The sequence below is a fragment of the Bdellovibrio sp. HCB-162 genome, from assembly GCF_047344985.1.
Classification (GTDB): Bacteria; Bdellovibrionota; Bdellovibrionia; order Bdellovibrionales; family Bdellovibrionaceae; genus Bdellovibrio.
In genome coordinates this window covers 3,724,335-3,747,440 of the sequence record NZ_CP178861.1, presented here as the reverse complement: position 1 = coordinate 3,747,440, position 23,106 = coordinate 3,724,335, and the positions used below count along the sequence as shown (strand labels likewise).

The 23,106-nt window shown below is 43.7% G+C and carries 17 protein-coding genes; 6 read left to right on the top strand and 11 right to left on the bottom strand.

The window, feature by feature from the left end:
• The first annotated feature begins 43 nt into the window (after positions 1-43).
• The 3 genes from ACLSSO_RS18080 (at position 44) to ACLSSO_RS18070 (ending at position 4,903) form a co-directional block, all read left to right on the top strand.
• Positions 44-2,308 carry a Tad domain-containing protein gene (locus tag ACLSSO_RS18080; protein ID WP_295901423.1) on the top strand — a complete coding sequence of 755 codons (2,265 nt, stop codon included), beginning with the start codon at positions 44-46 and terminating at the stop codon, positions 2,306-2,308.
• Between the two features lie 94 nt (positions 2,309-2,402).
• The gene (locus ACLSSO_RS18075; protein WP_413943654.1) at positions 2,403-3,923 is read left to right on the top strand and encodes a hypothetical protein; all 1,521 of its coding nucleotides are present in this window, start codon (positions 2,403-2,405) and stop codon (positions 3,921-3,923) included.
• Positions 3,924-3,934: 11 nt separating this feature from the next.
• Complete coding sequence (locus ACLSSO_RS18070) at positions 3,935-4,903, top strand: hypothetical protein (RefSeq protein ID WP_295901418.1); 969 nt, start codon at positions 3,935-3,937, stop codon at positions 4,901-4,903.
• A 32-nt stretch (positions 4,904-4,935) separates the two neighbouring features.
• Here ACLSSO_RS18070 and ACLSSO_RS18065 read toward each other — a convergent pair whose 3' ends face one another.
• From ACLSSO_RS18065 to ACLSSO_RS18015, 11 genes are all read right to left on the bottom strand, one after another.
• Positions 4,936-5,931, bottom strand: a complete 996-nt coding sequence (locus ACLSSO_RS18065) for a sugar phosphate nucleotidyltransferase (RefSeq protein WP_413943653.1) — start codon at positions 5,929-5,931, stop codon at positions 4,936-4,938.
• Positions 5,928-6,962, bottom strand: a complete 1,035-nt coding sequence (locus ACLSSO_RS18060) for an aminoglycoside phosphotransferase family protein (protein WP_295901411.1) — start codon at positions 6,960-6,962, stop codon at positions 5,928-5,930. The genes ACLSSO_RS18065 and ACLSSO_RS18060 overlap by 4 nt, the downstream gene beginning before the upstream one ends.
• Before the next feature lie 32 nt (positions 6,963-6,994).
• Positions 6,995-7,867: a hypothetical protein gene (locus ACLSSO_RS18055; protein ID WP_413943652.1), complete on the bottom strand. Its 873-nt coding sequence runs from the start codon at positions 7,865-7,867 to the stop codon at positions 6,995-6,997.
• A gap of 201 nt (positions 7,868-8,068) precedes the next feature.
• Entirely contained in the window at positions 8,069-9,007 is a 939-nt protein-coding gene (locus ACLSSO_RS18050) for an SRPBCC family protein (RefSeq protein WP_413943651.1), read from the bottom strand.
• Positions 9,008-9,145: 138 nt separating this feature from the next.
• On the bottom strand, positions 9,146-10,702 hold the full coding sequence (locus ACLSSO_RS18045) for a sigma-54 interaction domain-containing protein (RefSeq protein WP_295902487.1): 1,557 nt from the start codon (positions 10,700-10,702) through the stop codon (positions 9,146-9,148).
• 203 nt (positions 10,703-10,905) lie between these two features.
• Positions 10,906-12,624 (bottom strand): ABC transporter ATP-binding protein, encoded by a 1,719-nt coding sequence (locus tag ACLSSO_RS18040; protein ID WP_295902489.1) that lies wholly within the window; start codon positions 12,622-12,624, stop codon positions 10,906-10,908.
• Between the two features lie 21 nt (positions 12,625-12,645).
• Positions 12,646-15,573, bottom strand: a complete 2,928-nt coding sequence (gene uvrA, locus ACLSSO_RS18035; RefSeq protein ID WP_413943650.1) for an excinuclease ABC subunit UvrA — start codon at positions 15,571-15,573, stop codon at positions 12,646-12,648.
• Entirely contained in the window at positions 15,570-18,248 is a 2,679-nt protein-coding gene (locus tag ACLSSO_RS18030) for a penicillin-binding protein 1A (RefSeq protein ID WP_413943649.1), read from the bottom strand. Before ACLSSO_RS18030 ends, uvrA begins: the two co-directional genes overlap by 4 nt.
• An 81-nt stretch (positions 18,249-18,329) precedes the next feature.
• Positions 18,330-19,784 carry a hypothetical protein gene (locus ACLSSO_RS18025; protein WP_295902524.1) on the bottom strand — a complete coding sequence of 485 codons (1,455 nt, stop codon included), beginning with the start codon at positions 19,782-19,784 and terminating at the stop codon, positions 18,330-18,332.
• Positions 19,785-19,953: 169 nt separating this feature from the next.
• Positions 19,954-20,388 carry a large conductance mechanosensitive channel protein MscL gene (mscL, locus tag ACLSSO_RS18020; protein WP_295902526.1) on the bottom strand — a complete coding sequence of 145 codons (435 nt, stop codon included), beginning with the start codon at positions 20,386-20,388 and terminating at the stop codon, positions 19,954-19,956.
• Positions 20,389-20,406: 18 nt separating this feature from the next.
• Complete coding sequence (locus ACLSSO_RS18015) at positions 20,407-21,120, bottom strand: DUF481 domain-containing protein (RefSeq protein WP_413943648.1); 714 nt, start codon at positions 21,118-21,120, stop codon at positions 20,407-20,409.
• 119 nt (positions 21,121-21,239) lie between these two features.
• Between ACLSSO_RS18015 and ACLSSO_RS18010 the strand changes: the two genes are divergently transcribed.
• The 3 genes from ACLSSO_RS18010 to ACLSSO_RS18000 are packed head-to-tail and all read left to right on the top strand — an operon-like array spanning position 21,240 to position 23,100.
• Entirely contained in the window at positions 21,240-21,494 is a 255-nt protein-coding gene (locus ACLSSO_RS18010) for a hypothetical protein (RefSeq protein WP_295902531.1), read from the top strand.
• Between the two features lie 53 nt (positions 21,495-21,547).
• Positions 21,548-22,210, top strand: a complete 663-nt coding sequence (gene ftsE, locus ACLSSO_RS18005) for a cell division ATP-binding protein FtsE (RefSeq protein WP_295902534.1) — start codon at positions 21,548-21,550, stop codon at positions 22,208-22,210.
• Positions 22,207-23,100, top strand: coding sequence for a cell division protein FtsX (locus ACLSSO_RS18000; RefSeq protein ID WP_413943647.1), 894 nt, complete (start codon positions 22,207-22,209; stop codon positions 23,098-23,100). Before ftsE ends, ACLSSO_RS18000 begins: the two co-directional genes overlap by 4 nt.
• The last annotated feature ends 6 nt before the right edge of the window (positions 23,101-23,106 follow it).

Genomic DNA, 23,106 nt, shown 5'->3' with positions numbered 1-23,106 from the left:
TGTTGCCTCAAGAGCAATCCTACGAGAGAATGTTTAAACACAGATGTTGAACAAACGAAGCACATTTACGCAGAATCTTAACAACCGCAAAGGGCAAGTCGCTCTTTTCATCGCTTTGATTTTCCAAATCTTGTTTTTATTCTTTGCGATGGTTATCAACGTCGGCTTGTTAGTGCATCACAAAATCAATCTGCAAAATTCTGTGGATCTTGCAGCCTACTATGGAGCGATGAAGCAAGCCGAAGGCATGAACGTCGTTGCTCACACTAATTATCAAATTCGTCAAAGTTGGAAGTTATTAACCTGGCGTTACCGTATGTTGGGAAGTGCCGGGGATTTCGAGGAACATCCCTTTGATAAAGTGACAAGAGGCCTCAAAGGAAGTGATGAAGACGGCATCAATATGTCGGCGGAAGATTTTTATAATGCGCCTGCATTCTGCATCACGTATATCCCGTTCAAGCCAATGCCTCCCGAAGAGAATACTTGTAAATCACTGAAGAACCTCAGCGGAATTAAAATTTTCACGCCGCCTCCTGTTTTCATCGACTTACCTAACGTGAGTAGATCTGTTCGAACATTGTCCGAACAAATGCGAAGTAAAGCCTTTGAGCGTTGCAGAGACTTTGGATCATTCAACTATAAAATTTTAGGTAGCTTTGTAGTTGGTTATAATATTGACCAAGCTAGTCGTATGGAGTTCATCAACTATCTCGCAAGAGCGATGAGTCCCGACGATCCTAAAGCTGACTTTTATGATATCGATGGTCAAAGTGTTCGTGAAGGAATCAAAAAGACGCTATTCAACAATCTGACTTCAGCGAATCTTGATTCCATGAAAAAAAATGAAACTTTTGAAGTTTATAACTCTCTTGGAAATCCAAACTGTAATAAATCTGGCGTTCAATCCGGTGCTCCGCCGAAGTGGTTGGTTCCAATAAAAATTGCTCCGGGTTTTGTCTATGTAGATACTGTCTGTGAAGGTGCTTCAAATACGATTCGTCCGAAAAAGATGATGCTGCAAAAAGATAATAAGCCGACGCACTATAAAAATACTATTTTCGCTTCCGAGATTGATGAGATTGCTGAATTTATTCGTGTTGCTGCACCACCATTAGAAAGTCCTTATAATTTCTCAGTGGGTGTGGAAAAGAATCCGTATTGTATGGCCTATGTCGGAGTTTCAGCGACGACACAACCAAATATTCCATTCTCTCCTTTCGGAGCCGTAACGCTAAAAGCGCGAGCTTTCTATAAACCCTTCGGCGGAAGAATTGGTCCATGGGTTGGTAGAACTTGGCGATCAAAACAAGTTCCGAGCAAAGGTTCGGATCAGTTGGCAAGATCAAGTCAGCTGGACCCGAATATCCCACCGCGAGTTATTGATGTCGGAAATATTGGAGATCCAGCCGATCCATCTCGCGCTGCAAACTACAGTCGTTTTATTGGCGATCAGTGGGGGTTGAAAAGTAGACGTGCTTTGTTCCAATATGGACAAGCAGTTTATAAGCTCGATCCTTTGTGGCAGGGTTCAAACAATTACAATCCTCCTATTCCTGATCCTAATGGTGTTTATTACGGCGACTCAGCTCCTAACTTTGAACACTGGAGACACTTGCCATTTAACTTTTATCGCAAAGATGACACACAAGACATCATGGCGTGGGATTCGGGAAAGAATACTCCATCGGGAATGCGTGACTTAGAAATGAGCGCCGTTTTGCCTGATGCGTTTGATTTTGCTTATTACTCAATTCAACCAAACTTTTATCAAACTTACTATAAGCGAATCAAAGATGGGTTCCTGAAGGGACCGGGTGCAGGTTATTACACGCAAGGTCCTCCAGCTTTAGGTTCGAGAGAATTTTTAGGAGATCTTGGTACTCACAAGGGTGGCGGTAAAGTTGGCGGCGTGAACTACGATGAATTCAGCGTGAAGGACCAGTATACTGTTGTGAAAAACAGCGGTCATCTTCGCAACTTTGTCGATATAGAATCGAAACTGACTTATATCTCCAAGCAGTGGGAACATGCTTTAACAGGTTGGGCTCCGCAAAGTTTGATGGATTATAGTTTAGATACCAACAAGTTTGGAAAATGCAAAACTTATCCAAAAGGCGCGAATTCAGGAAATCCTAATGCCGACGTTGAAGTTCCAACATCTGGGAACTGCGCGATGGGTGGCTCCGTGGGTTACTCTGTGAAGTTGATTTCATCGGATTATCTAAGATCAGAAATTCGTAACATCGGTGGTGATGGTGTGAACGGAACTCTTCTCAATCCGCCTCCTCCAGACAACGAATTCTAATTTATTCCCTCTAGAGCGTCTCATTCCGAGACGCAAAAATATTATTCAAGACTCGTCGACTTTTGTCCGAAAAGTGAGACATAGGGGAATCTTTATGATTAGGGTCATTTCTAAACAACTCACGCTTGCGTTGACAGTCATTTCTTTTTCCTTATCTCCAATTCATATCTTTGCCCAAGATAAAGATAGTAAAGATGGTGTAGTGGTCAATGCGCCAAAGGATGGAACCTCTGCGAATGATCCAGGCGGTGGCGGTGGAGCGCCTGCAGGTCTAGATACTTCTAAAGGTGGACCGACAGGTAACGATAGCTCTGGAAAAAAACTTGATGATGCTCCTATGGATAACGCTATCAATTCCTTAAAACAAGCAAAAGGAATGTCGGCGACAATGGTAACGCCGACTTATGAGTTGATTACCAAAGAATACGCCGAATACAAACCGACTAAAGAAAGTTGTGTTTCAAGACACGCTGGCGCAGCAAATGCGTGCTTGGAGCATTTGAGCCCCAATATTCTTACAGGTATCACGACACTTAACACTATCTTGTCTACATTAGGTGGGGCAGCTGTCAAAGACCAATGTAGCGGTTTTGCGAATGCAATGGATATTGCGAAGGCTGCCATGACTGCTTATACAGCGGCTTGCGGAACTATGAAAGCAGGCTGTGGTCTTTCTTGTGTTGGTGCGAGAAAAGGCCTTGAGAAAATGCAGAAGGCAAAGTCGGGACAAGCGACTTGTCCTGACCCTAATGATACGACATGTCCTGGAGCAGCTAAAGCATACAACGCTGCTTTAGCATCTTTGGATTCGGCAGCAGCAAAAGAGCTAGTTCCCGGACAAGAAGAAAGCATGGCTGGTAAAGCCAAACTGTGCACAGAAAAATACGCTCAGCTTCTAACTTCAGGTCTCGCAGGTATTGCTTCACTTCTTAACTCCATCAAGCAAGGTAAACAGTGTGAAGAGCAATCCAACGGTAGCAACACTCCTCAAGTTGCAGACGTGTGTTCGGATCCTGCGAAAGCACAGACGGAAGAATGTCTTTGTAAAAATCCTCAATCTCCACAATGTATCTGTTTTAAAAGTCCAAGAACTGCGGGTTGTTCGACGGGACTTGCAGGTGTAGGCGAAAACTCAGCGGGTAGTCAGGTGGCGACAGGTGCTACGGATAAATCCAATGTCGTTGCTTCAGCCGGTACACCAAATCTTGGTGGTGGCGATGGCGGTATGCAGTTAGGTGAAAGAAATCCTAGCAGTGCAGACGGAGGCGGTATCGGCGCCCCTACTGGTGGCGGCGCAGGTCTTGGTGGAAGTGGCGGCGGTTCCGGTGGCGGAGCTGGCGGTCGCGGTGAAGAATCTGCAGGTAAAAAAGGTCTTGATACAAATATCTTAGGTGGAACTGGCGGCGGTGGCGGCGGCGGTTCTTGGGGTGCTTATGGTGGCGGTAGCAGCAACGAAAAATACCGCGCCTATCTTCCTGGCGGCGCAAAAGATCCGAACAAAGCTGCGGGTCAACAAGCATGGACAAAAGAAGTAACTGGACAAGGTGGCAAATCGAACTGGGAAAAAGTGAAAGAGCGCTACCGTGATAACAAAAACACTTTGTTGAATAATTAAGGGGCGAAGTTATGACGAAGTCGATTATTAAATACACTATCGCTTTGCTAATGGCCTTACAGCCTTCAGTGTTGTTTGCCGCGGGCACAACGACAACTACGACAGGCACTTCCTCTAAAGGTGTTGAAACAAGTGGTTCTTCACAAAACGGCGCTTCAGTAAAACAAGGTGCCGATCAAACCCAGAGTGCGAATAAAGGAGCAGCTGGTCAGCAAGCGATGGCAGGTGCGATGATGTTTGCAATGTCAGCGGCAGCGGCGGCTTCGCAAAACTATGGAACCGCAGCGATGCTTGCTGGTTTAGGAATTCTTTCCATGCTCCAAAGTGGTCAGCACGGAAAAACGGCGGGAGCTGCCGGTTTAACAGGTTATCAATCGAATGGTTACGGTGACAGTCCTTACGACTACGGAACAGGTATCAATGATCCAAATAATCCTATTAATAAAGACCCTAGTGTTAAAGCCATGGGTTCAAATATCAAAAAACTTCAAGATGCTGGAATTGTGGATGCGAAATTAGGAAAGATCACAACTCCTGATGGAAAATCTTATAAACCTTCAGACTTTGCATCAGAAGGTGCAATGGCTGCGGCAGGATTTTCAAGTGGTGCCATCGCAGGCGCGGTAGCAACATACGAAGAGATTCAAAAAAGAGCCGCCGCAAAAGCAGAAAAAATGAAACTAGGCGCACTCACTACAGCTAGTGGCTACGAGGAAGGTGGCGGAGGCGGCGGTGGCGCCGGAGCTGGCGTCGGTGCTGCTGATGAATCAGGAGCAGGTGTAGCGGCGGGTGGCCCAGCGGTTGCTCCAATCGGTATTGATCGTGATCCTTCAAGTCTTGCGGGTATGCAGAAGAACTACAATGGCGAACCTATCGGTGTCGCTGCTGACAGTATCTTCTTGATGATGACTCGTCGATATAAAGTGAAAGAAAGCCAAGAGTCTTTCTACACTGACGCAGAATTAGCTCTACAAAAATAAGAAAAAGGTACCAGGTACCTTTTTCCTCTCTTCTATAAGAACATTTTATCTGAGGCTTCGGTGTTTGCGGGAATCGTGACACCGGTGCCGACAATCACGTTTTTAAGACGTGCATTTGCACCAACTGAACTTCCTTTTCCGCAGACTAACAATCCTTCAACTTGTGCAGAGGTTTCAATCTGTGAACTTTTAGAAATCACAAGATGGGCTTTGCCTTGGATCTTTGCTTCAACAGCTTCAGGAGCGAAATCCTTGAGCGTTGCCAGTAAGGCTTCTTTTTGGAAAGAGGCTTGAGGACTTAAAAGATATTGAGAGCACTTTTCAGAAGCCTCAAGAAAGTCTTTTGGATTTCCTGTTTCAAACCAACTGCATTCAAAAGGAAAAGCCTGGACGAGATCTCCGTTTTGAATTCCAGCCACTAAAGCGTCATATAAAATATTTGATTCACCACTGAGTGGAATATAATCAAAAATTTTTTCAGAAAGAATTTGCACACCAACAAAGTGCCAACCTTTTTGTGCGCCAGAAATCGCAGATTTTCCAAAACCAAGAACTTTATTCTGTGAATTAGCCCACACTCCGCCGAACTGTGTTCCCACGCGAGAATCATCCATCACTAAGATTGTCGCCAAGGCTCCCGTGCGTTTGTGGTGTTCAAAAGCCTTTTTTAAAATTTGAGGATCTTTAGGAAGAATCACTTCATCCGCATTCATCATGACGAAATCGCCGCCACCGATGAAATGTTTGCGGGCATTTCCCAATCCGCCACCACTTCCTAAAATTTGTCCCACTTCATCAGAGAAATGCAGACTTTGTGCCTTGTGAGGAAGTGTGTGGAAAAGTTCGTGGATTTTTTTTGGAAGGTGATAAGTGTTAACAACAAGTTTGTTAATCGTGTTACCACGCAAGGCACTCAACGAATGAGCCGCAAGGGGCACTGTTAAAAAAGGAATGGCTGGCTTAGGAAGAATCTCAGTGTAAGGGCGAAGACGCGTTCCTTCGCCCGCAGCCAGAAGCATTACATTCATAAAGATTCGTACTTTCTTTCAAGAGCACCGGAATCAATCAGGACATCCGCAAAAGTTTTATACTCTGGGAATTCATTGATGGCCTTCATCACTCGACGAAGAGTTCCTGAAAGATATTTTAAATAACGACGGTCTTCACGCAAATGATAGAAGCTTGCAAAGCTTCCGCAGGCTTTAAAGCAACGTTGGATAGACTGCAATTCATAAACGCGATCAAAATGCTCGCGAGAGAAATCCTTTGGCAAGTACTGTTTAGATTTTTCCAAATAGTAATTAATCAAGTTTTTCGCCATTGCATCGTTCATGTCGACATAAGAGTCGCGCATAAGACTGACAAGATCGTACTGAATCGGCCCCAGACGTGCATCCTGAAAATCAATCACGCTCATCTGATCAAGTTTGATCATCAAATTGCGAGAGTGATAGTCACGGTGAGCAATGCGTTTCGGTTCTTTGTCCAAGCGAGAACAAATATCCAAAAAGATATTGGCCATTTCTTTGTTTAAAGCGTCGTTAAATTGAAACTTCAAAATTCCGGAAAGCAAATTATCTTTTCCGTAGTTCATTTCCCACATGAATTTTTCAGTATCAAATTTGATTTTAAAAGCTGTGCAGTCGGATTGATCCAAAGTTGCCGGATGATGAATTTTAACGATTTCATCAACGGCCATTTGATAGAACTCAGTGGCGGCTTCCTGGTTTTGGCTTTCCCAGAATTTTCTTTCCAAAGTCAGGTCTCCTAGGTCTTCAAGCAAAACCAAACCTTCTTGCGGAGACATCGCAATCACTTGCGGTACATGAACACCATTTTTAGCAAAATGATTCAAAACGCTTAGAAACGGATAATTTTCAGGCTGGAATGGTTCCCAGCGCATCAAAACCCAAGACTGATGATCCAAAACCACACGGTAGTAACGGCGGTTGGAAGCGTCTCCGGCCAAAGAAAAAACTTTGTAAGCGTTGGAGTTTAATGAGCGAGTAAGAAATGGATTTAAAAATTCATCATGAGTGACCATAAGAAAAATTCTCACAGACACTCATGCTATTTTCAAGGATTAAACTTTTAGGCGTCGATCGGGGAGTCTTTCATGAAGAACAACTCCAAAACTTCCTTAAGACCTTGCGTCGTTAAAGGTGCGCGATCGACCTCAAAACAATTCACCGAAAGTTCATCGACTAAATTGGAATTCAAAGCCGATTTACCAAGTTCATCAAGATTCTTCAAAGAACTTGTAATCAACAAAGGTTCTTCGGTAGAGCGCTCTTCTGCAATGTAATCCATTAGAAGCTCTTGCTCTGCTGGATTTAGGTTTTCAACATTTTCTACGAAGATTGTCATCGCGCCCATTTTTGCGATGTCTTGGGCCGAGTGCAGTTGACCTTTGATATCGTTAAACGGGACGAAAGCCCAACGACCCGTTAATTCATGCAATTGCAAAGCGACTTTTTTGTTGGTGTTTTCAGAGCGTCCTTCAAGATGAATCAAGTGCGAGATCAACTCAGCCTCAGGACTTTCGTTGAGGACCTCAAGATTGTCGTTCAGAATATCATCAATAGAAGGAAGAGGATCTTCACCGAACAAACGAACATTATCCAAGTTCAATTGAGCACGGTTGAGCTCCACAAGGTTGGCTTCCTTTTGATCCAGATACCATTTGTACATCGCTGGTTCTAAAACCATGCGCACAAGTTGAGTAACACCTTGGCGTTTTTCTGCATTGAGGTCATCGGCAGAGGGAACAACAGCGGTGCCCAAGATCGATCCGTTCACACGAATCGGAATATGAAGATCACGCCCCCGCGTGAAAGGATCTTCTGAAGTTCCAAGCTCTGCCAGATCCATCAACTGACGAATCTGTAAACCCTTCCCATAGCGGCTGGCGAGAATTTGCTTCAGTCGATTTACGAATGAGCTATCCAATGTTGAGTTCTGCATAAACCACGTATCCCCTTAACACACAGACCCTTAATACAAGAGTAGTGCCAAGATTTGTCGCCCTAGGGATTATCATGTGATTTTGGGGAGTTAAGCGTGTTGCGTGTTTAAAAAATGATCTCTTCTGGACCCCGTAAAAAACCGCTAAATTTCGATCACATCGGTAATTTCTTTAGGGTGGGGAGCCCAAAAGGGCACCCGCTATTTAATAGGTAAAGTGATCTGCGTGTGGATGTCTTTTTCAGGGCGACCGTCAGGCATCGTCTTATAAAGCTCATACATCGGAACGCTCTTAGCGACCTTCTTTTTCTTGCCACGTTGGTAGCTGACGATCATCGACCAAGGATTTCCGATATTGCGATAAGGTCCATAGTAATCAACGACAAGGGCCTTGTGACTTGGAATTTGTGTTATTTCAAAATCTCCGGGAACTTTTGGAGTTTGATTGGATTTATAAATATACCCTGCCGTGAATACGGAAGTGCCGTGAGGAATGTCATGTTTATGACTTAAAGTCACGATGCCATCAGGAGGAGTCAGTTCGCCGCTTTGAAGACGCTTGTTCATATCTTCAAAATCGGAGCGAATGGTTGTGCCAAGGTCTGAAATTTTACTTGTCGTTTTCTTACCAATAACTTGAAAGCCCGGAAGTTCTTTTTCACCTTGATAGATAGATCGTGAAACAACGGCACCGGTTTCCGCATATTCTTTTAGCATCTTTAATCCACGCTCAAAATCATTTCCAATATAGGCTGCCATCATGTTTTTAAAGGCGAACATGAACCAGGGAAGATTTGAATTCATCGTCCAAGTGACTTTGCATTGTTGGGCGGAAATTTCCTTAATATCAAAAATGGCTTCTGCAAAACTTTTCCAAGGAGTGAAGAATTCCAAATTCATTTTCATAAGCTGATTCTTTTGAAGATCGACAATTGTCATTCGACCCGAACCAATAACTTCGCCTTCCCAGGACTGAGTTTGCCCTACCTGGCCAGAAATTCCCGAGAATTGAGTTTTTGCTGTTGGCTCGCTTTGCATCCATGGAGACCAAGTATTCCATTGCTTAAGATCTGCAATGATGTCGAAAACTGTTTGTTTTGGTTTTTCAATATTTATGCTGCGTTGAATTTGCACCTTCATAGAATGAACTCCTTGAAGGTTTTAATTGTAGGAGAGAAGAATTTTTTTGACCATAAATAAAACCGTGGTCAACGAGGACAATAAAAAAGCACGAATCTTTCGACTCGTGCTTTCTATTTTTGTTTTTATATTTGGCTGTTATCTAGCAAGCTTACGCTTATCAAGACCGTATTTTTCAACTTTCATGATAAGACCCGCGCGGCTGATACCAAGCTCTTTGGCAAGTTTGGATTTGTTCCAACCTGTGCGGCGCAGACCCTCGCGGATCATTTCACGCTCAAGATCTTCCAACGCGTCTTTCAACTTACCCTGCAAACGGGAACCTTGAACTTTATTCTTTTCGCCGGCTTCCAAAACTTTTGGAGAAAGAAGTTCTGCCATCAATTTTGTTTCGTCGCCGGAAAGAACACAAAGTCTTTCGATTTCATTTTGCAATTCACGCACGTTACCTGGCCATGGATAGTCGTACAACTTTTCCAAAGCACGTTTTGTGATTTGGCGTTTTGGTCCACCTTGTTGATCGTGGATTTTGTTCAAGAAGAAATCCACAAGGAATGGAATATCTTCTTTACGCTCACGAAGAGGCGGAACGCGGATGTTGATAACGTTCAAGCGGTAATACAAGTCTTCACGGAATGTACCTTGCTCAACCATCTCTTTGAGGTTGCGGTTTGTCGCCGCTACGATACGCACGTCTACTTTTCTGGACTCTGTCGCACCGACTGGCATGAACGTACCTTCTTGCAATACGCGAAGAAGTTTGACTTGCATTTGTGGAGACGTATCCCCGATCTCGTCGAGGAAGAAAGTTCCCTTGTCAGCCATCTCGAAAAGACCTTTTTTGTCTTTCAAGGCGCCTGTGAACGATCCTTTCACGTGACCAAAAAGTTCTGATTCCAAAAGGTTGTCATTGAATGCAGAACAGTTTTGGATAACGAAAGGTTTGTCTTTACGGTTTGAGTTGTAGTGGATTGATTTTGCAATCAACTCTTTACCAGTACCGTTTTCCCCTTGGACCAACACTGTTGAATCCGCACCTTTGATTTTATCAAGAAGCGCATACAACGATTGCATTGGTTTAGATTTACCAATCATGTTGTCGTACTTGAAACGATTGCCAAGTTCTTTGTTCAATTCTTTGATGCGGTCTTCACGAGAAGAGATTTCCAAGTGAAGAGTCACGATCTCTTGAGCCACAAGTTCGCAAAGCTCATTGAAGTGAGCGCGTTCTTGATCGTCCAAGAATTTCAATTTGCCCAAACATTTTTCAATCACTTCACCGGACATGCCGAAAGCGGCTAGACGCTCACGGATTTCGCTCATGCGAGCTGTGAAGTTCGCTTCACGGAAGAAGCCCATAGCAACGACAGTTCCTACGCAGTCATTTTCGATCATGATAGGGAAGACACCAACATCAAAACCCACCATGTCCCACTTGCGAAGGCTGAAACGATTTTGTGAAGTGCGAAGATCATCAAGTGATTTAGTTACAAGCTCTGCAATGCTTGCTTGTCCTGCTTCTTTTTTAACAAGAGCGTTGATAGCTGGGTTGTTGAATGTGATTTTATCAGAATCATATCCTTTCAACATTCCACGCTCGTCCGTGAAGACAACGTCAATGTTCCACCACGCGCTGAGAATTTGTTTGAGCTTGTTGATCACATGTATATGTTCAAACTCATCCCAATTAATCATAAATCAGTTCCTTTCAGTGAACGTAAAAAGTGTCGATTCTTTTATCGTCAAGAAAGTAGACGAACTTTAGAAGACTGTCTAAAAAGCGTGCAAACCTAGACTTAAGACGTGGACGCACGTCTCAGATTAAGACAAATTGTTTGTGTATTCCAACGTGATGTCGAAGAGTTCCGACGTCATTTCGTCGAAACTGTTTGCAGTTCTTAGGTATGCTGAAGGCTGTGGAAACGGAAGTACTCACCTTGTTGATTCAGTAGGTTTTCGTGGTTACCGATCTCAGCAATCTCTCCGTTTTTAAGGACGACGATTTTATCAGCCTTTTGGATTGTCGAAAGTCTATGCGCTACAACGAGGGCTGTGCGACCTTCCATCAAATGATCGATTCCTTTTTGAACTTCGATTTCGCTTGCCGTATCTAGAGCACTTGTCGCTTCATCCAGGATCAGCAGAGGAGCATCTTTAAACATCGCGCGTGCAATGCTCACACGTTGTTTTTCTCCGCCGGAAAGAAGACTTCCACGGTCGCCAACGCGGCTTTGATAGTTTGCTGGCATCTTCATAATAAAGTCATGGGCATTGGCCAATTTTGCCATATCCACAACTTTGGCGCGATCACGTGTGTAGTCACCGGCCCAGATGTTTTTCTCAATAGTGTCGCTGAAAAGGAATACGTCTTGAGTGACAAGAGCAATATTGCGACGAAGATCTTTAAGATCCATATCTAAGATATTCACATCATCAAATAAAATTTCACCTGAAGTCGCATCGAAGAATCTTTCTAGCAAATTCACGATCGTTGATTTACCACTACCACTGGCGCCGACAAGAGCGACAACTTCACCGCGGTTGATTTCAAGATTCACGTTCTTCAGGATCGTGTCTTTGCCGTAGCTGAATGTGACGTTTCTATAAGTGATCTTTTTCCAATTTTTTGGAAAAGGAACTGGGTTTGCAGTTTCGCGAACTTCAGATGGATTTTCGATGATATCGAAAATACGGCGGATCGAAATTACGACTTCCTGAATACGAACATAAGCTTCTTGGATTTTTTTAATCGGTGCATTCACCATCAAAAGCGAAGCAATGAATCCAATAAAGTTACCCGCAGTTCCGCGCCCTGCTGCAATCTCATAGCTGTTATAAAGAAGAATCAAAGGGACGATGGCTGTGGCGATAAACTCCGTTGCGGGTCCTGCCGCTTCTTGGCGCTTGTAAATCGTCTTACGAATATTGAGGTATTTGTTCGTGTCATCGACCAAGCGTTTGTTCATGTCCTTCTCAAGATTGAAGGACTGAATAATGCGAACGCCGTCCAAGCTTTCTTTGATAGTCGAAGTCATGTACTCCAAGACTTCACGCTCTTGAGGAATGTACTTGCGCATACTGCGAGCAATCGACTTAAGGACAACACCGATCAACGGAGCAATCACAAGAACTGCAAGAGTCAATTTCCAGTCAATGATGATCAAGTTCGCGATAAGGCCTACAAGCAAGAGCGGATAAAGAAAAATATCCGCAACAACACGAAGACCGTCTTGAATGATTTTAATATCGTTCAAGATACGGCTGATCAACCCACCGGAACCTGCTGCATAGTTGTTGTGGAAAGAAAGATTCAAACGCATGAATTTGTATTGAAGCTTTTCACGAATCGTCGATACGACACTTTCAGCAACAAAGTTCATGTTGTAGATGTGATAGTAGCGCGCCAGAGCTTGAATAAAACCAAGGCCAATGACGATCGGAACTTGTTTCATCAATTCTTGCTGGTTGTTAGCTGAAAGAGCATCAAAAAGAACTTTGGATAAGAATGCCAAACGCGCTGTAGCTAGTGCATTTACAATTCCAGTGACAGCAACGACGCTGATTCTGCTTTTGTGAGGTTTTAATTCTGCAACTAGCTTTTTAATCTCTGGTAGCATTCTACTTCCGTCTAACGGGGACTAGGCAGTCCCGTCGATATAGCGTTTTAAGTATTGGCCCGTCAGACTCTTTTTGACCTTCATAACGTCATTCGGAGAACCCACGGCCACGATGTTTCCGCCTTTTTTACCCGCTTCTGGCCCGAGGTCAATAATATAATCGGAGCTGCGAATCACGTCGAGATTATGCTCTACCACCACAACACTGCCGCCAGTCTCAATGAGCTTGTTTAAAACCTTCATTAGAAGGTCCACCTCGCGGAAATGAAGCCCCGTTGTCGGTTCATCAAGGATGTACAAAGTCGACTTCTGTTGAACCTGAGAAAGCTCCTTAGCGATCTTAAGACGCTGAGACTCACCACCACTTAAAGAGTTGGCTGGTTGGCCTAATTGCAGGTAATCCAGGCCCACTTCTTTAAGAACGCTTAAAGGCTTACGGATGTTCGGATGAGCCACGAAGAAATTCATAGCTTCATTCACAGTCATCGAAAGAATTTCATGAATATTTTTATTTTTATACTGAACCTCTAGAATCTCAGGACGGTATTTTTTTCCATCGCAGACATCACATGGAATAACAACGTTATCCATAAACATCATATCGATTTCTTCATAACCCGTTCCCTTACAAGCAGGGCAACGACCACCATCGACATTCAAGCTGAATGTTCCAGGAGTGTAGCCACGAGCTTGGGCTTCTTGAGTTGTTGCCATGATTGAACGAATCGCATCAAAGGCTTTAAGATAAGTAATCGGTGAACTGCGCGCTGATTTACCGATCGGAGACTGGTCAATCAAAAGCACGTTCTTAATATGCTCAACACCTTCAAGGGCTGCATAGTCTTGTGCCGGAAGATATTCCAAGTCCAAGGCGCGTGCCAAAGCCGGGTATAGGGTTTTTGAAATCAAAGTCGATTTTCCTGAACCGCTGACTCCAGTCACTGTCACCAAACGATTAAGTGGAATTGTCACATCCAGATTTTTTAAGTTGTGACCTTTCGCACCTTTAAGCTCCAGCTTCACCTTATAAGTTTCAACATCCACAGGACGAATCGTACGTAAAGCAGTATTGTGCTTAGAAGGTTTTAAATAAGGAACCGTATTTGATTTTTCGTAGTTATAAAATTCTTCGGTCGTTCCTGAGTAAACGACTTCTCCACCGAGATATCCAGACCCCGGCCCCATCTCAATGATGTGTTCACTGGACTTAATCACGTCATGATCGTGTTCTACGATCACAAGTGTATTTCCAAGTTCTTTAAGATCTTTAAGAATTGAAATCAGTCGATCGTTATCGCGAGGATGCAAACCCACTGTCGGTTCATCAAGAACGTACAAGGCTTGCGACAATCCCATCCCAAGTTGATTTGCCAAAATCAAACGCTGATACTCACCACCAGAAAGAGTTCTGGTTTCACGATTCAGTGACAGATAATGAACCCCAACACGCATTAAAAATTCCAAGCGTGAACGGATTTGTTTTAAAACTTCGCCGGCTACTTCTTGTTGATGAGGAGTCACTTCCAATTTTTGGAAGAACCCATGCAGTTCTTCAATCGTCACCGAAGAAAGATCGTTGATATTAGAGCTTGCAATCAAAACGTGATTGGCTTCATTGCGCAAACGAGCGCCTTTACAAGTTGGACACAAGAAAGGACTGCGGAAACGCGAGATGAATACACGCACGTGCATCTTGTATTTGATTTGATCCAAATATTCAAAAAGCCCACGCACGCCGAAAAATTCTTTATTGCCGTTCCAAATCGTATCGCGATGTTCTTTCGGAAGATCTTTCCATGGAGTATGAACGTCGATCTTCGCTTTCTTGCAATACGCCAGAAGTTGTTTTTTCTCATGCGAAGCACTTGGCATCCAGAAAGGACTTAAAGCACCTTGAGCCAAACTTAAATTCGGATTCGGGATTACTTTTTCTTCGTCAATATCCAAAATATTTCCGAAGCCTTTACAAGTGGGACAAGCGCCAATGGGAGAGTTAAAACTAAAAAGGCGAGAACTCAATGGCGGTGGAGTGTAACCGCACACGGGGCACGAGGCCTCTTCACTGACTTGCAGGCGTTGACCCTCTGTTGTGAGGATTGTCGCTCTACGAGTGATCAATGTCGTATTGTACTTGATACTTGCTTCATAAGCTTGAGTCAGAGAATCCGCGATACGACCACGCTCATCTTCATTAAAGCTCATACGATCAATAACCAAATAGAACGTTTCTTTCGGAAGACCTTTTTTGATAGCTGCCGCATCACCGATCTCAAGCACTGTGCCCATTTCTTCTTGGGTCACGCCGCCTGGATTTGTAGGAACAACCTCAACAGGTTCCTTTTTCGAAGCTTTTTTTCCAGCAGTTTTTTTAGTCGCCTTTGCAGGCGCTTTAACTTCCGCCACTTTTGGAACATAGATACGCAAATATCCATCTTGCAAAAGAAGCGAATGCAATTTTTTACCTTGAGCGACGCGGCCTTCTTCTGTGATCTCCACAAGAATGTAACCACGCTTGCCAGAAAAACTTTTGATCACTTTATCGGTTGCTTCAGTGACACTTTCTTTTTCCGTCGGGCAGTGATGAATCGGGCAATAAGACTTACCGATTTTTTCATAGAGCAAACGAAGATAATCGATGATCTCTGTTGTTGTTCCTACGGTGGAGCGCGAACTCTTCACCGTATTTTTTTGCTCAATAGAAATCGCTGGAGGAATATTGTTAATTCCTTCAATGTCAGGCTTTGGGGCTTTGTTCAGAAACTGACGAGCATAGTTGGACATGCTCTCAATGAAACGGCGCTGACCTTCGGCAAAAAGAGTCTCGAAGGCAAGCGACGACTTACCTGAACCACTGGGACCGCAAATCACCGTCATAGATCCAACGGGAATTTTGACCTCAATGTTTTTTAAATTGTTTTGTTTCACCCCCCAGAGGTGAATATCTTTCATTCTGATAAATCCTGTTTGTAAAAGTCTGTGGCTTCTTCCGCCTTATTTGAAGAAGCTGTAGGTTCTGTTCCTTCAACAAAGGCCTGACGAATGATTTTCTTCGTTGCAGCTGAAGCGAGTTTGCCAGTGTCGGCATCAATATTAGCAAACACGATTCCTTCCGGCACTGGGAAAGTCATCTGAGGCAGTCCGTCGTGAGCCGCTTTCATGTAATCGACCCAAATAGGTAACGCCGCACGTCCACCGACCTCGCCTTTACCGATACTCTTTTCTTTGTCAAAACCCACCCAAACACCGGTTGCAATTTGTGGGCTGTAACCGATAAACCACGCGTCAAAGTAGTTGTTCGTTGTTCCCGTTTTACCGGCGACTTCACGACCGACAGCGCGAGCACGTCCGCCGGTACCACCTGGATCTTCGACAACACCTTTAAGCAATGTCGTCATCACATACGCAGTTGTTGGACGGATCAATTGGTCTTCGTCTTGGAAGAAAATCTTGTCGTCCAATTTTGCGTGTTTCGCATCTTTCTTTTGCAGCTCTTCCAGTTTCGCGGGATCGTTCACCATCTCTAAATATGCTTTACGACGAGTCTCAAAATCATCCGAGATGGTTTTGATCTCTTTATCAAAACGCGTATCTAAAGAAACATTTTGAATCAGAACTTTTCCATTCGCATCTTCCACCTTATGAATCAAAAGTGGAGAAATGCGTTTTCCAAGTCGTCCGAACTCTGCAAATACTTTTGTCATTTCATACAAAGTCACACTGCTGGATCCCAAAGCCAAAGTGAAATCAGGATTCAACGGAGAATAAATTCCCAAACGTCTCGCGTACTCTGTCGCCCAAGGAACCCCAACGTCTTCGATGATTTTCACTGTTGGAATATTCAAAGATTTCACCAGAGCATTGCGGAAAAGAATATCTCCACCGAAACTCTTCGAGTGATTTGAAGGTTTCCAAACTTTTGGATCACCTTGCCCCTCGGAATCATCCGCATTGCCGCCTTCTTCGTAAACAATCGGTGCATCCATGATCGGAGTTGCTGGATTGTAGCCCTTATCTAAAGCCGACGCATAAACAATGGCTTTAAAAGCAGAGCCGGTTTGACGGGGAGCCTGAATTGCGCGATTGAATTCAGATTTTCCAAAGCTTGCGCCACCCACCATCGCAACGATATCTTGTGAGCTTTGATCAAACGAAATCAAGGCACCTTCCACTTGTGGTTCTTGATCCAATTCCAAAGCAAGGAATTTAGAGAAATCAGGTAAAGCTTGTGTCGGAGCTTTCTTCTTCGCGGCATTCGCCAAACGATTTGAAGAGAATTTATCAGCGACAACTTTGACTAAAATTACGTCGCCTTTTTTTAATGCTTCTGAAGGTTTTTTGATCGCCGCTAAATCAAAGCGAGCTTCGGTGTCGGGTTTACGAGCCCAAGTCATGGTTTCGATATCAATCAAACCTTGCGTTTCAGGCAAAGAGATATAAACCAATCCCGAAGCATCGTCGACATTCGTCACGACACCTTGAACAGTGTCATTGATCTTGATGTACGGAGGGAGAAGAGGATGCTCTTTTGAGTCCTTCACGTTTTTCGTCGGAACGATGTCCGCAAATTTTCCATCTGGAAGAATGGTTCTTTCCGGAGTAAAATCAGAAATGAGCTTCTTCTGATTTTCTTTTAAGAACTCTGCAATGTCGTCAGCATCTGAAATATTCTTTAAAGGTCCGCGATAACCTTGGCGTTTATCCAAAGATTTAAGACCCGCAAGAACGGATTCCTGCGCTGCCAATTGTTTATCAAGATCTAAGCTCGTGTAGATACGAAGACCTTTATCAAGAACCATGTCTTCACCCAATTGCGCCACCAAAAGTTGACGAACTGTCTCTAGGAAGAAAGGAGCATACTCTTCATAATTTTCGCGAACATAAACTTTAACAGGCTCTTTGATCGCGGCTTCCGCTTCTTCTTTGGAGATGTAGCCGACGTCAGCCATACGGCGAAGCACGTACATTTGTCTTTCTTTGGCTCTTAAAGGATTTCGAACAGGACTGTATCCGCTGGGCGCTTGCGGAAGACCTGCAAGGATTGCCATCTCCGGCAATGTCAACTTACTCACTGACTTACGATAGTAAACTTGAGCGGCCTGTTCGATACCGTGAGCACCTTGACCGAAATAAATTTGGTTCAGGTAAAGATATAAAATATCTTCTTTGCTCAAGTTTCGTTCCATCTCAAGAGCGAGCAAGATGTCGCGCAACTTACGAGTCAGAGTTTTTTCGGAAGAAAGAAGCAAGGTCTTTGCGACTTGCTGAGTGATCGTTGATCCCCCTTGCACCGAGCGTCCCGCGCGCAAGTTAGCAAGAGCGGCACGGAAGATCGCTTGAGGGTTGATGCCTTTATGTTGGAAGAACTGATCGTCTTCGGCCGCTAAGAATGCGTTGACTAAGTTTTTAGGAATTTTGTCGTAAGCAACCAGAGTTCTTCTTTCACGCAAAAACTCACCGATGCGTTTGCCATTGCGATCAAAAACTTGGCTCACAAGAAGTGGTTCGTAATCTTTAACGGTGATGAGTTGTGGAAGACCTGATTGGACAGACTTAACGATCAAATAAAGACTGAGAATTCCAATAAGACCAAGAGCGACAATAAACAGTAAGATCTTCTTTAACACTGGCGGGGGCTCCTTTAATAAGCCCCCATTCTAACAGTGTGATTGGGTAGGGTCTACTATCTATACTAGCCGTAAGGCTGGTTATTTTGAACCAAGTGATTTTAGGGCACCAGCTGATTTTTCTTTTACGCCTTGACCACATGTATAGCCGATAACATCTTTTTCAGCGCTTTTGATAATCGAGATCTGTGCTTCGATTTCGCTGGATGCATCACCAGGAGTATATTCAGAACTCTTCGATTTAGGAGCAGGACCTAAGGTCATAAGAGACTGATTGGCGCGATTGAGAGCCGCTTGCAAGCTGGCTTGTTTCGCAGCCAAAGTTTTCAAGTTTTCTTGCAACTTTGTATAAGCCGCTTGCATTTGTTGCTGTGAACGAGTTCCCAAATCAATCACGCTTTGAAGAGCATCCGTTTTCTTTTTAACTGTAGCTTGCTTCATTTCATCAAGTTGGTTTTGCGCTAACGTTAGGCTATTTTGAATCTCGTCCAAAGAAGATTGGGCATCACGGATTTGCTTATCCAAGTCTTCTTGTTTTTGACGAGTTTGTTCATTCAAAGCAATACGCTGTTGGTTGAAGTCATTCATGCAAGTGTTATAGAAATCAATCATCTCTTGCTTTTTCTTTTTCGCCTGAGCGATATGATTTGAACTTGAAACTGCTGAGCTAGAGAACATTTTTTCGTAGTCAGCCTTCATTTTTGAAAGATCAGAGATACATTTACGTTTGCCAGCACTTTCCGACATCAAATTCAAAGAACGAGCTTTGTCGCGTTGAAGCTGTGTTACTTGGCCGCGTAAATTTAAAACTTCAGAACCCTTCTTGCGCATAGCCTCTTTAGCCTGATTTTGGCTGTTGTTGAATTCCGCAATACGCTCGCGCTCTTCCTGATCAAGCTCAGATTCTTTCTTTTTGTAATCTTCTTGAGCTTTCGTCAAAGTCTCTTGGATTTTTTGCATCTCTTTATTGTAGTCGTCTTGAAGATTGGCCTTATCGTCGTTCAACTCTGCCAATTCTTTTTCAGTGTCTTTGATTTCTTTTTGAATCTTGTCTTTCTCAGTGAAATAATCACGACCGTTCATTTGAGGACAAGCTGAGCTAATACCAGCTGTCGCTCCTGCCGGAACTCCAAGAACAGCGGCAAAGGCGCCGACAGTATCAAATGAATCCGTTCCAGATTCGTCTGCGCAGCTGCGGGCTTTGGAAACGCAGTTAGAGCTTCCTGACATTCCGGCTTTTCTGCAGGCCTCACCAATTTTTCGAGTGGCTTCATCGATTTTATCATTAGCTGATTTACAAATCTGTCCTTCTTTTTCTTTAGCGGAGTCGCCGTTGGAATCTGACTGTAAACAGTCTTTAAACTTTTTATCGTCAGAACCCGCGCGTTCTTGGCAAATCTGATATTTGCTTTTACCAGTTTCTTCAGCAGAAAAGGCTAAGCTCGGGAATACGCCGCAGATAAAAGTTAGGCTGGCTGCCGTGTTGATAAAGATTTTGACAACTGTTTTGTTCGTTTTGCCTGAAATCTTATTCATTTGAGTTCCTCCCCGATGAAAATAGATGATGCAATAGCAGTACCAATTATCGGCAGGTGCGCTCAAAAGGTTTACGTATCAAAGTGAGACGAAATGTTTCTATCTATTATATAAAAGAAAAGAGCCCAAGATGTTCTCTTGGGCTCTTTAAAATATCTGCCAATTTTAATTAAACAGCTTGAGCGCTTCCACATTGAGAGCACTTGCGGGCTTTCAAAGGAATCGTCGAAAGACACTCGGGGCATTCTTTTGTATTTGGTGGTGGTGGAACGTCTTCTTTTTTAAACTTGTTTGCCATACGCACGATCATGAAGATCGCAAATGCTACGATAAGAAAATCAATCACAGCATTGATGAAAAGACCGTAGTTCACAGTCGCCGCACCTGCTTTTTTTGCTGCGTCTAATGTAGCATAACTTTCACCGTTCAATGCCACGAACAAGTTTGAAAAATCAACTTTGCCAAGACCCAAGCTGATAATTGGTGTCAAAACATCCGCTACAAAAGAAGAAACAATCTTACCGAAAGCCGCACCGATGATGATACCGACAGCGAGATCGAGGACATTGCCTCTCATAATAAATGCTTTAAATTCCTTAAACATCTGAAACGTCCTTTCTTGTTAGAACTTTGCAACAAGGTTCATTGTCGTCGTAGTTGTCGTATATTTGCCATTTGCCGGTGGGACATTTTGGTATTGTAACAAGTAAGCCAGCTTCAAAGAGAAAACTGAATTCAACATAACATTCAGTGAAGCTTCTGTATTCGCAAGGTAAGCATCTGTTTCAGTGAAGTTCGGCAAGTACTCTGCCCAGTACTTGAACGACAAAGTTTTATCCAAAGCTTTGTTGAACTCTGTATACAAACGGCCCATGTTGTCGTGAGTTGAACCGCCCGCAGTTGGAAGAGTTTTTTGGTAACGATAACCGGCTTCCACAGTCCAGTTCATTTCGTCGCTCTTGATGAGATAATATTTAAGACCCGCGTCTGTTGAATCCCTTTGGATGTATCCGTTAAAGATATCACTTTCCGCTTTTTGACCGACGAAGACACCAAGATAGTCTGTCAATTCTCTTTCGTAACGGGCACCAATTTCCCAATTGCGAGCACTTTCAGTTCCCGCAGACGTCGTTTTCAAGTAACGACCGAACGCGCTGTAAACATTTTTTTCGTGGGTATAGACGGTCTTGGCTTTCGCATTATAACTTTCGGAGTCGTTATTGCCGCTCACGATAATCGCACCGGCTTCGGCTTCCCCCGTGAAAGGCTCTGCAGAGTAAGCAGACAGAGAACTTAAAACAACACACGTACCTACAACGAACTGGAACAGTCTCATGGTTAAATCTCCTTTAATTTATAACCATGACTTTAGTTTCAACCGAGTACGAGTCTCAAGAAAAATTTAGTGAGATAGAACAGTTTTTCTGATAGTTTGAGAGCTGAGGTTTTGTAAAAGTGCAAAAAGGTTTTAATTCAGACATCACGGTTCGCGGCCAAAAATATCATGTGCAAACAGAAGACTGGGGATTGCAAAATCCGTTTCTCGTCAGTCGTATTTTTTGTAACGGTGCCGTGATGAAAACTATCAAAACTCCGTACGATACGGTTCTGCGTTTGGGATCATCTCAGACGGAGGAAGCTATCAAGCTTGCTCTGCGTCGTCAGCATTCCACGATCATTGATACTCTCATGGCGGGCGGAACGCCTTAAAACTCGACTTCGGGCGAGTATTCATCTCTCTTGGTCTTTCATAAGATAAAAGAATGATTGAATTCTCACATGTCTATAAGACCTATCCCGGCCCTGTTCATGCTTTAAAAAATGTGGATCTGCGGATCGACAAAGGTGAATTCGTTTTTCTGACAGGTCCTAGTGGGGCAGGCAAAACAACGCTGTTTAAAATGATCTCGGCTTATGATGTTGCGACATCGGGTGACGTGAAAGTTTCTGGTTACGATCTTCTTTCCATCAAAGATTCTCAAGTTCCTCTTTTCAGACGAAAGATCGGCGTTGTCTTCCAAGACTTTAAACTTCTTAAAGACAGAACGATTTTTGAAAACGTAGCACTTCCTTTGCAAGTGCGCGGCGATAGCGCGCCGTCAATTCAACGTCGTGTTTACGAAGTTTTAGAACAAGTAGGTTTAGCTCACAAACACGATCAGTATCCTGATTATATTTCTGGCGGTGAACAACAAAGAACAGCGATTGCGCGCGCGATTGTTCATCAGCCTGGTGTCCTTATTGCCGATGAGCCGACGGGAAATTTAGATCCGCGTTTAAGCGAAGAAATTATGGATCTTTTAGAACGTGTCTGTGCCCAAGGAACTACAGTCTTTGTTGCCACCCACGATCATGAGATGGTGAAAAGAAGAAAGAAAAGAACCTTAGAACTTCGTGACGGCATGATTGTGGGAGACTCTAAATGAGAGCTCCACAAAAAAACTGGGCACTGAAAGTTTCAACTCTGGTCGTCGTTACAGCCTGTTTCGTGGTGATGGGTTCAGCACTTTTGCTCTCGCAAAATTTTAAGAATCTTCTGACACTTTGGGGTGAAGACGTGCAAATGACGGTCTATCTTTCCCAGGATCTTTCGGATAAAGGTCGTCAAGAGATTGAAGACAAAATCAAAGCCACAGGCAAAGTGGGAGAGATTAAACTAGTCACTCAAGAAAAAGCCTTGGGTGATTTCCGCTCTCAACTAGCCAGTTATGCTCCCGATATCGCTCAAGATGAAGAGCTTCTAAAATTAATTCCTTCCAGCTTTCAGGTGCGCCTTGCAGATGACATAAGTGCGGCGGAACAAACTCAAGTTTTAAGTAATTTGGCTTCACAAATCAAAGGTCTTCAGGGTGTAGATGAAGTGAGCTATGGCCAAGATTGGGTTGAAAAATACGCAGCCCTTGTGACGGCTATTCAAACCACCATGCAGCTTCTAGGTTTCGTGATTGTAGTTGCGGCCCTCTTTGTGATTTCTAACGCCATCCGGGCGTCGATTCAAAATCGCAAAGAAGAAATCGTGGTGCTTGAAATGATCGGCGCAACATCTTCAATGATCCGTAAACCCTTCATGGTCGAAGGAGCAGTTCTAGGTTTTGGTTCTTCGACGTTGGCCGTCGTTCTTTGTTTTATACTCTTTGTGGGGATTAAAAATCTTCTAGTTACAAAGTTAAGCTTTTTACAAATCGGCGAACATCTTCTTTTTATCAGTCCTCTTTTAGTAGCTGTGTTCATTGTTGGTGGTACTTGCCTGGGGGCTTTGGCTTCGTATCTGTGCGTGCGTCGTTTGAATGACGGCTATGCCGGAAGTCAGGGGTAAATCTTT

Coding starts and splice junctions, on each gene's coding strand:
- ACLSSO_RS18050 (WP_413943651.1), bottom strand. CDS start 9,007: ATGAAGGTGCAAATTCAACGCAGCATAAATATTGAAAAACCAAAACAA.
- ACLSSO_RS18055 (WP_413943652.1), bottom strand. CDS start 7,867: ATGCAGAACTCAACATTGGATAGCTCATTCGTAAATCGACTGAAGCAA.
- ACLSSO_RS18080 (WP_295901423.1), top strand. CDS start 44: ATGTTGAACAAACGAAGCACATTTACGCAGAATCTTAACAACCGCAAA.
- ACLSSO_RS18070 (WP_295901418.1), top strand. CDS start 3,935: ATGACGAAGTCGATTATTAAATACACTATCGCTTTGCTAATGGCCTTA.
- uvrA (WP_413943650.1), bottom strand. CDS start 15,573: ATGAAAGATATTCACCTCTGGGGGGTGAAACAAAACAATTTAAAAAAC.
- ACLSSO_RS18065 (WP_413943653.1), bottom strand. CDS start 5,931: ATGAATGTAATGCTTCTGGCTGCGGGCGAAGGAACGCGTCTTCGCCCT.
- ftsE (WP_295902534.1), top strand. CDS start 21,548: ATGATTGAATTCTCACATGTCTATAAGACCTATCCCGGCCCTGTTCAT.
- ACLSSO_RS18015 (WP_413943648.1), bottom strand. CDS start 21,120: ATGAGACTGTTCCAGTTCGTTGTAGGTACGTGTGTTGTTTTAAGTTCT.
- mscL (WP_295902526.1), bottom strand. CDS start 20,388: ATGTTTAAGGAATTTAAAGCATTTATTATGAGAGGCAATGTCCTCGAT.
- ACLSSO_RS18000 (WP_413943647.1), top strand. CDS start 22,207: ATGAGAGCTCCACAAAAAAACTGGGCACTGAAAGTTTCAACTCTGGTC.
- ACLSSO_RS18075 (WP_413943654.1), top strand. CDS start 2,403: ATGATTAGGGTCATTTCTAAACAACTCACGCTTGCGTTGACAGTCATT.
- ACLSSO_RS18025 (WP_295902524.1), bottom strand. CDS start 19,784: ATGAATAAGATTTCAGGCAAAACGAACAAAACAGTTGTCAAAATCTTT.
- ACLSSO_RS18045 (WP_295902487.1), bottom strand. CDS start 10,702: ATGATTAATTGGGATGAGTTTGAACATATACATGTGATCAACAAGCTC.
- ACLSSO_RS18040 (WP_295902489.1), bottom strand. CDS start 12,624: ATGCTACCAGAGATTAAAAAGCTAGTTGCAGAATTAAAACCTCACAAA.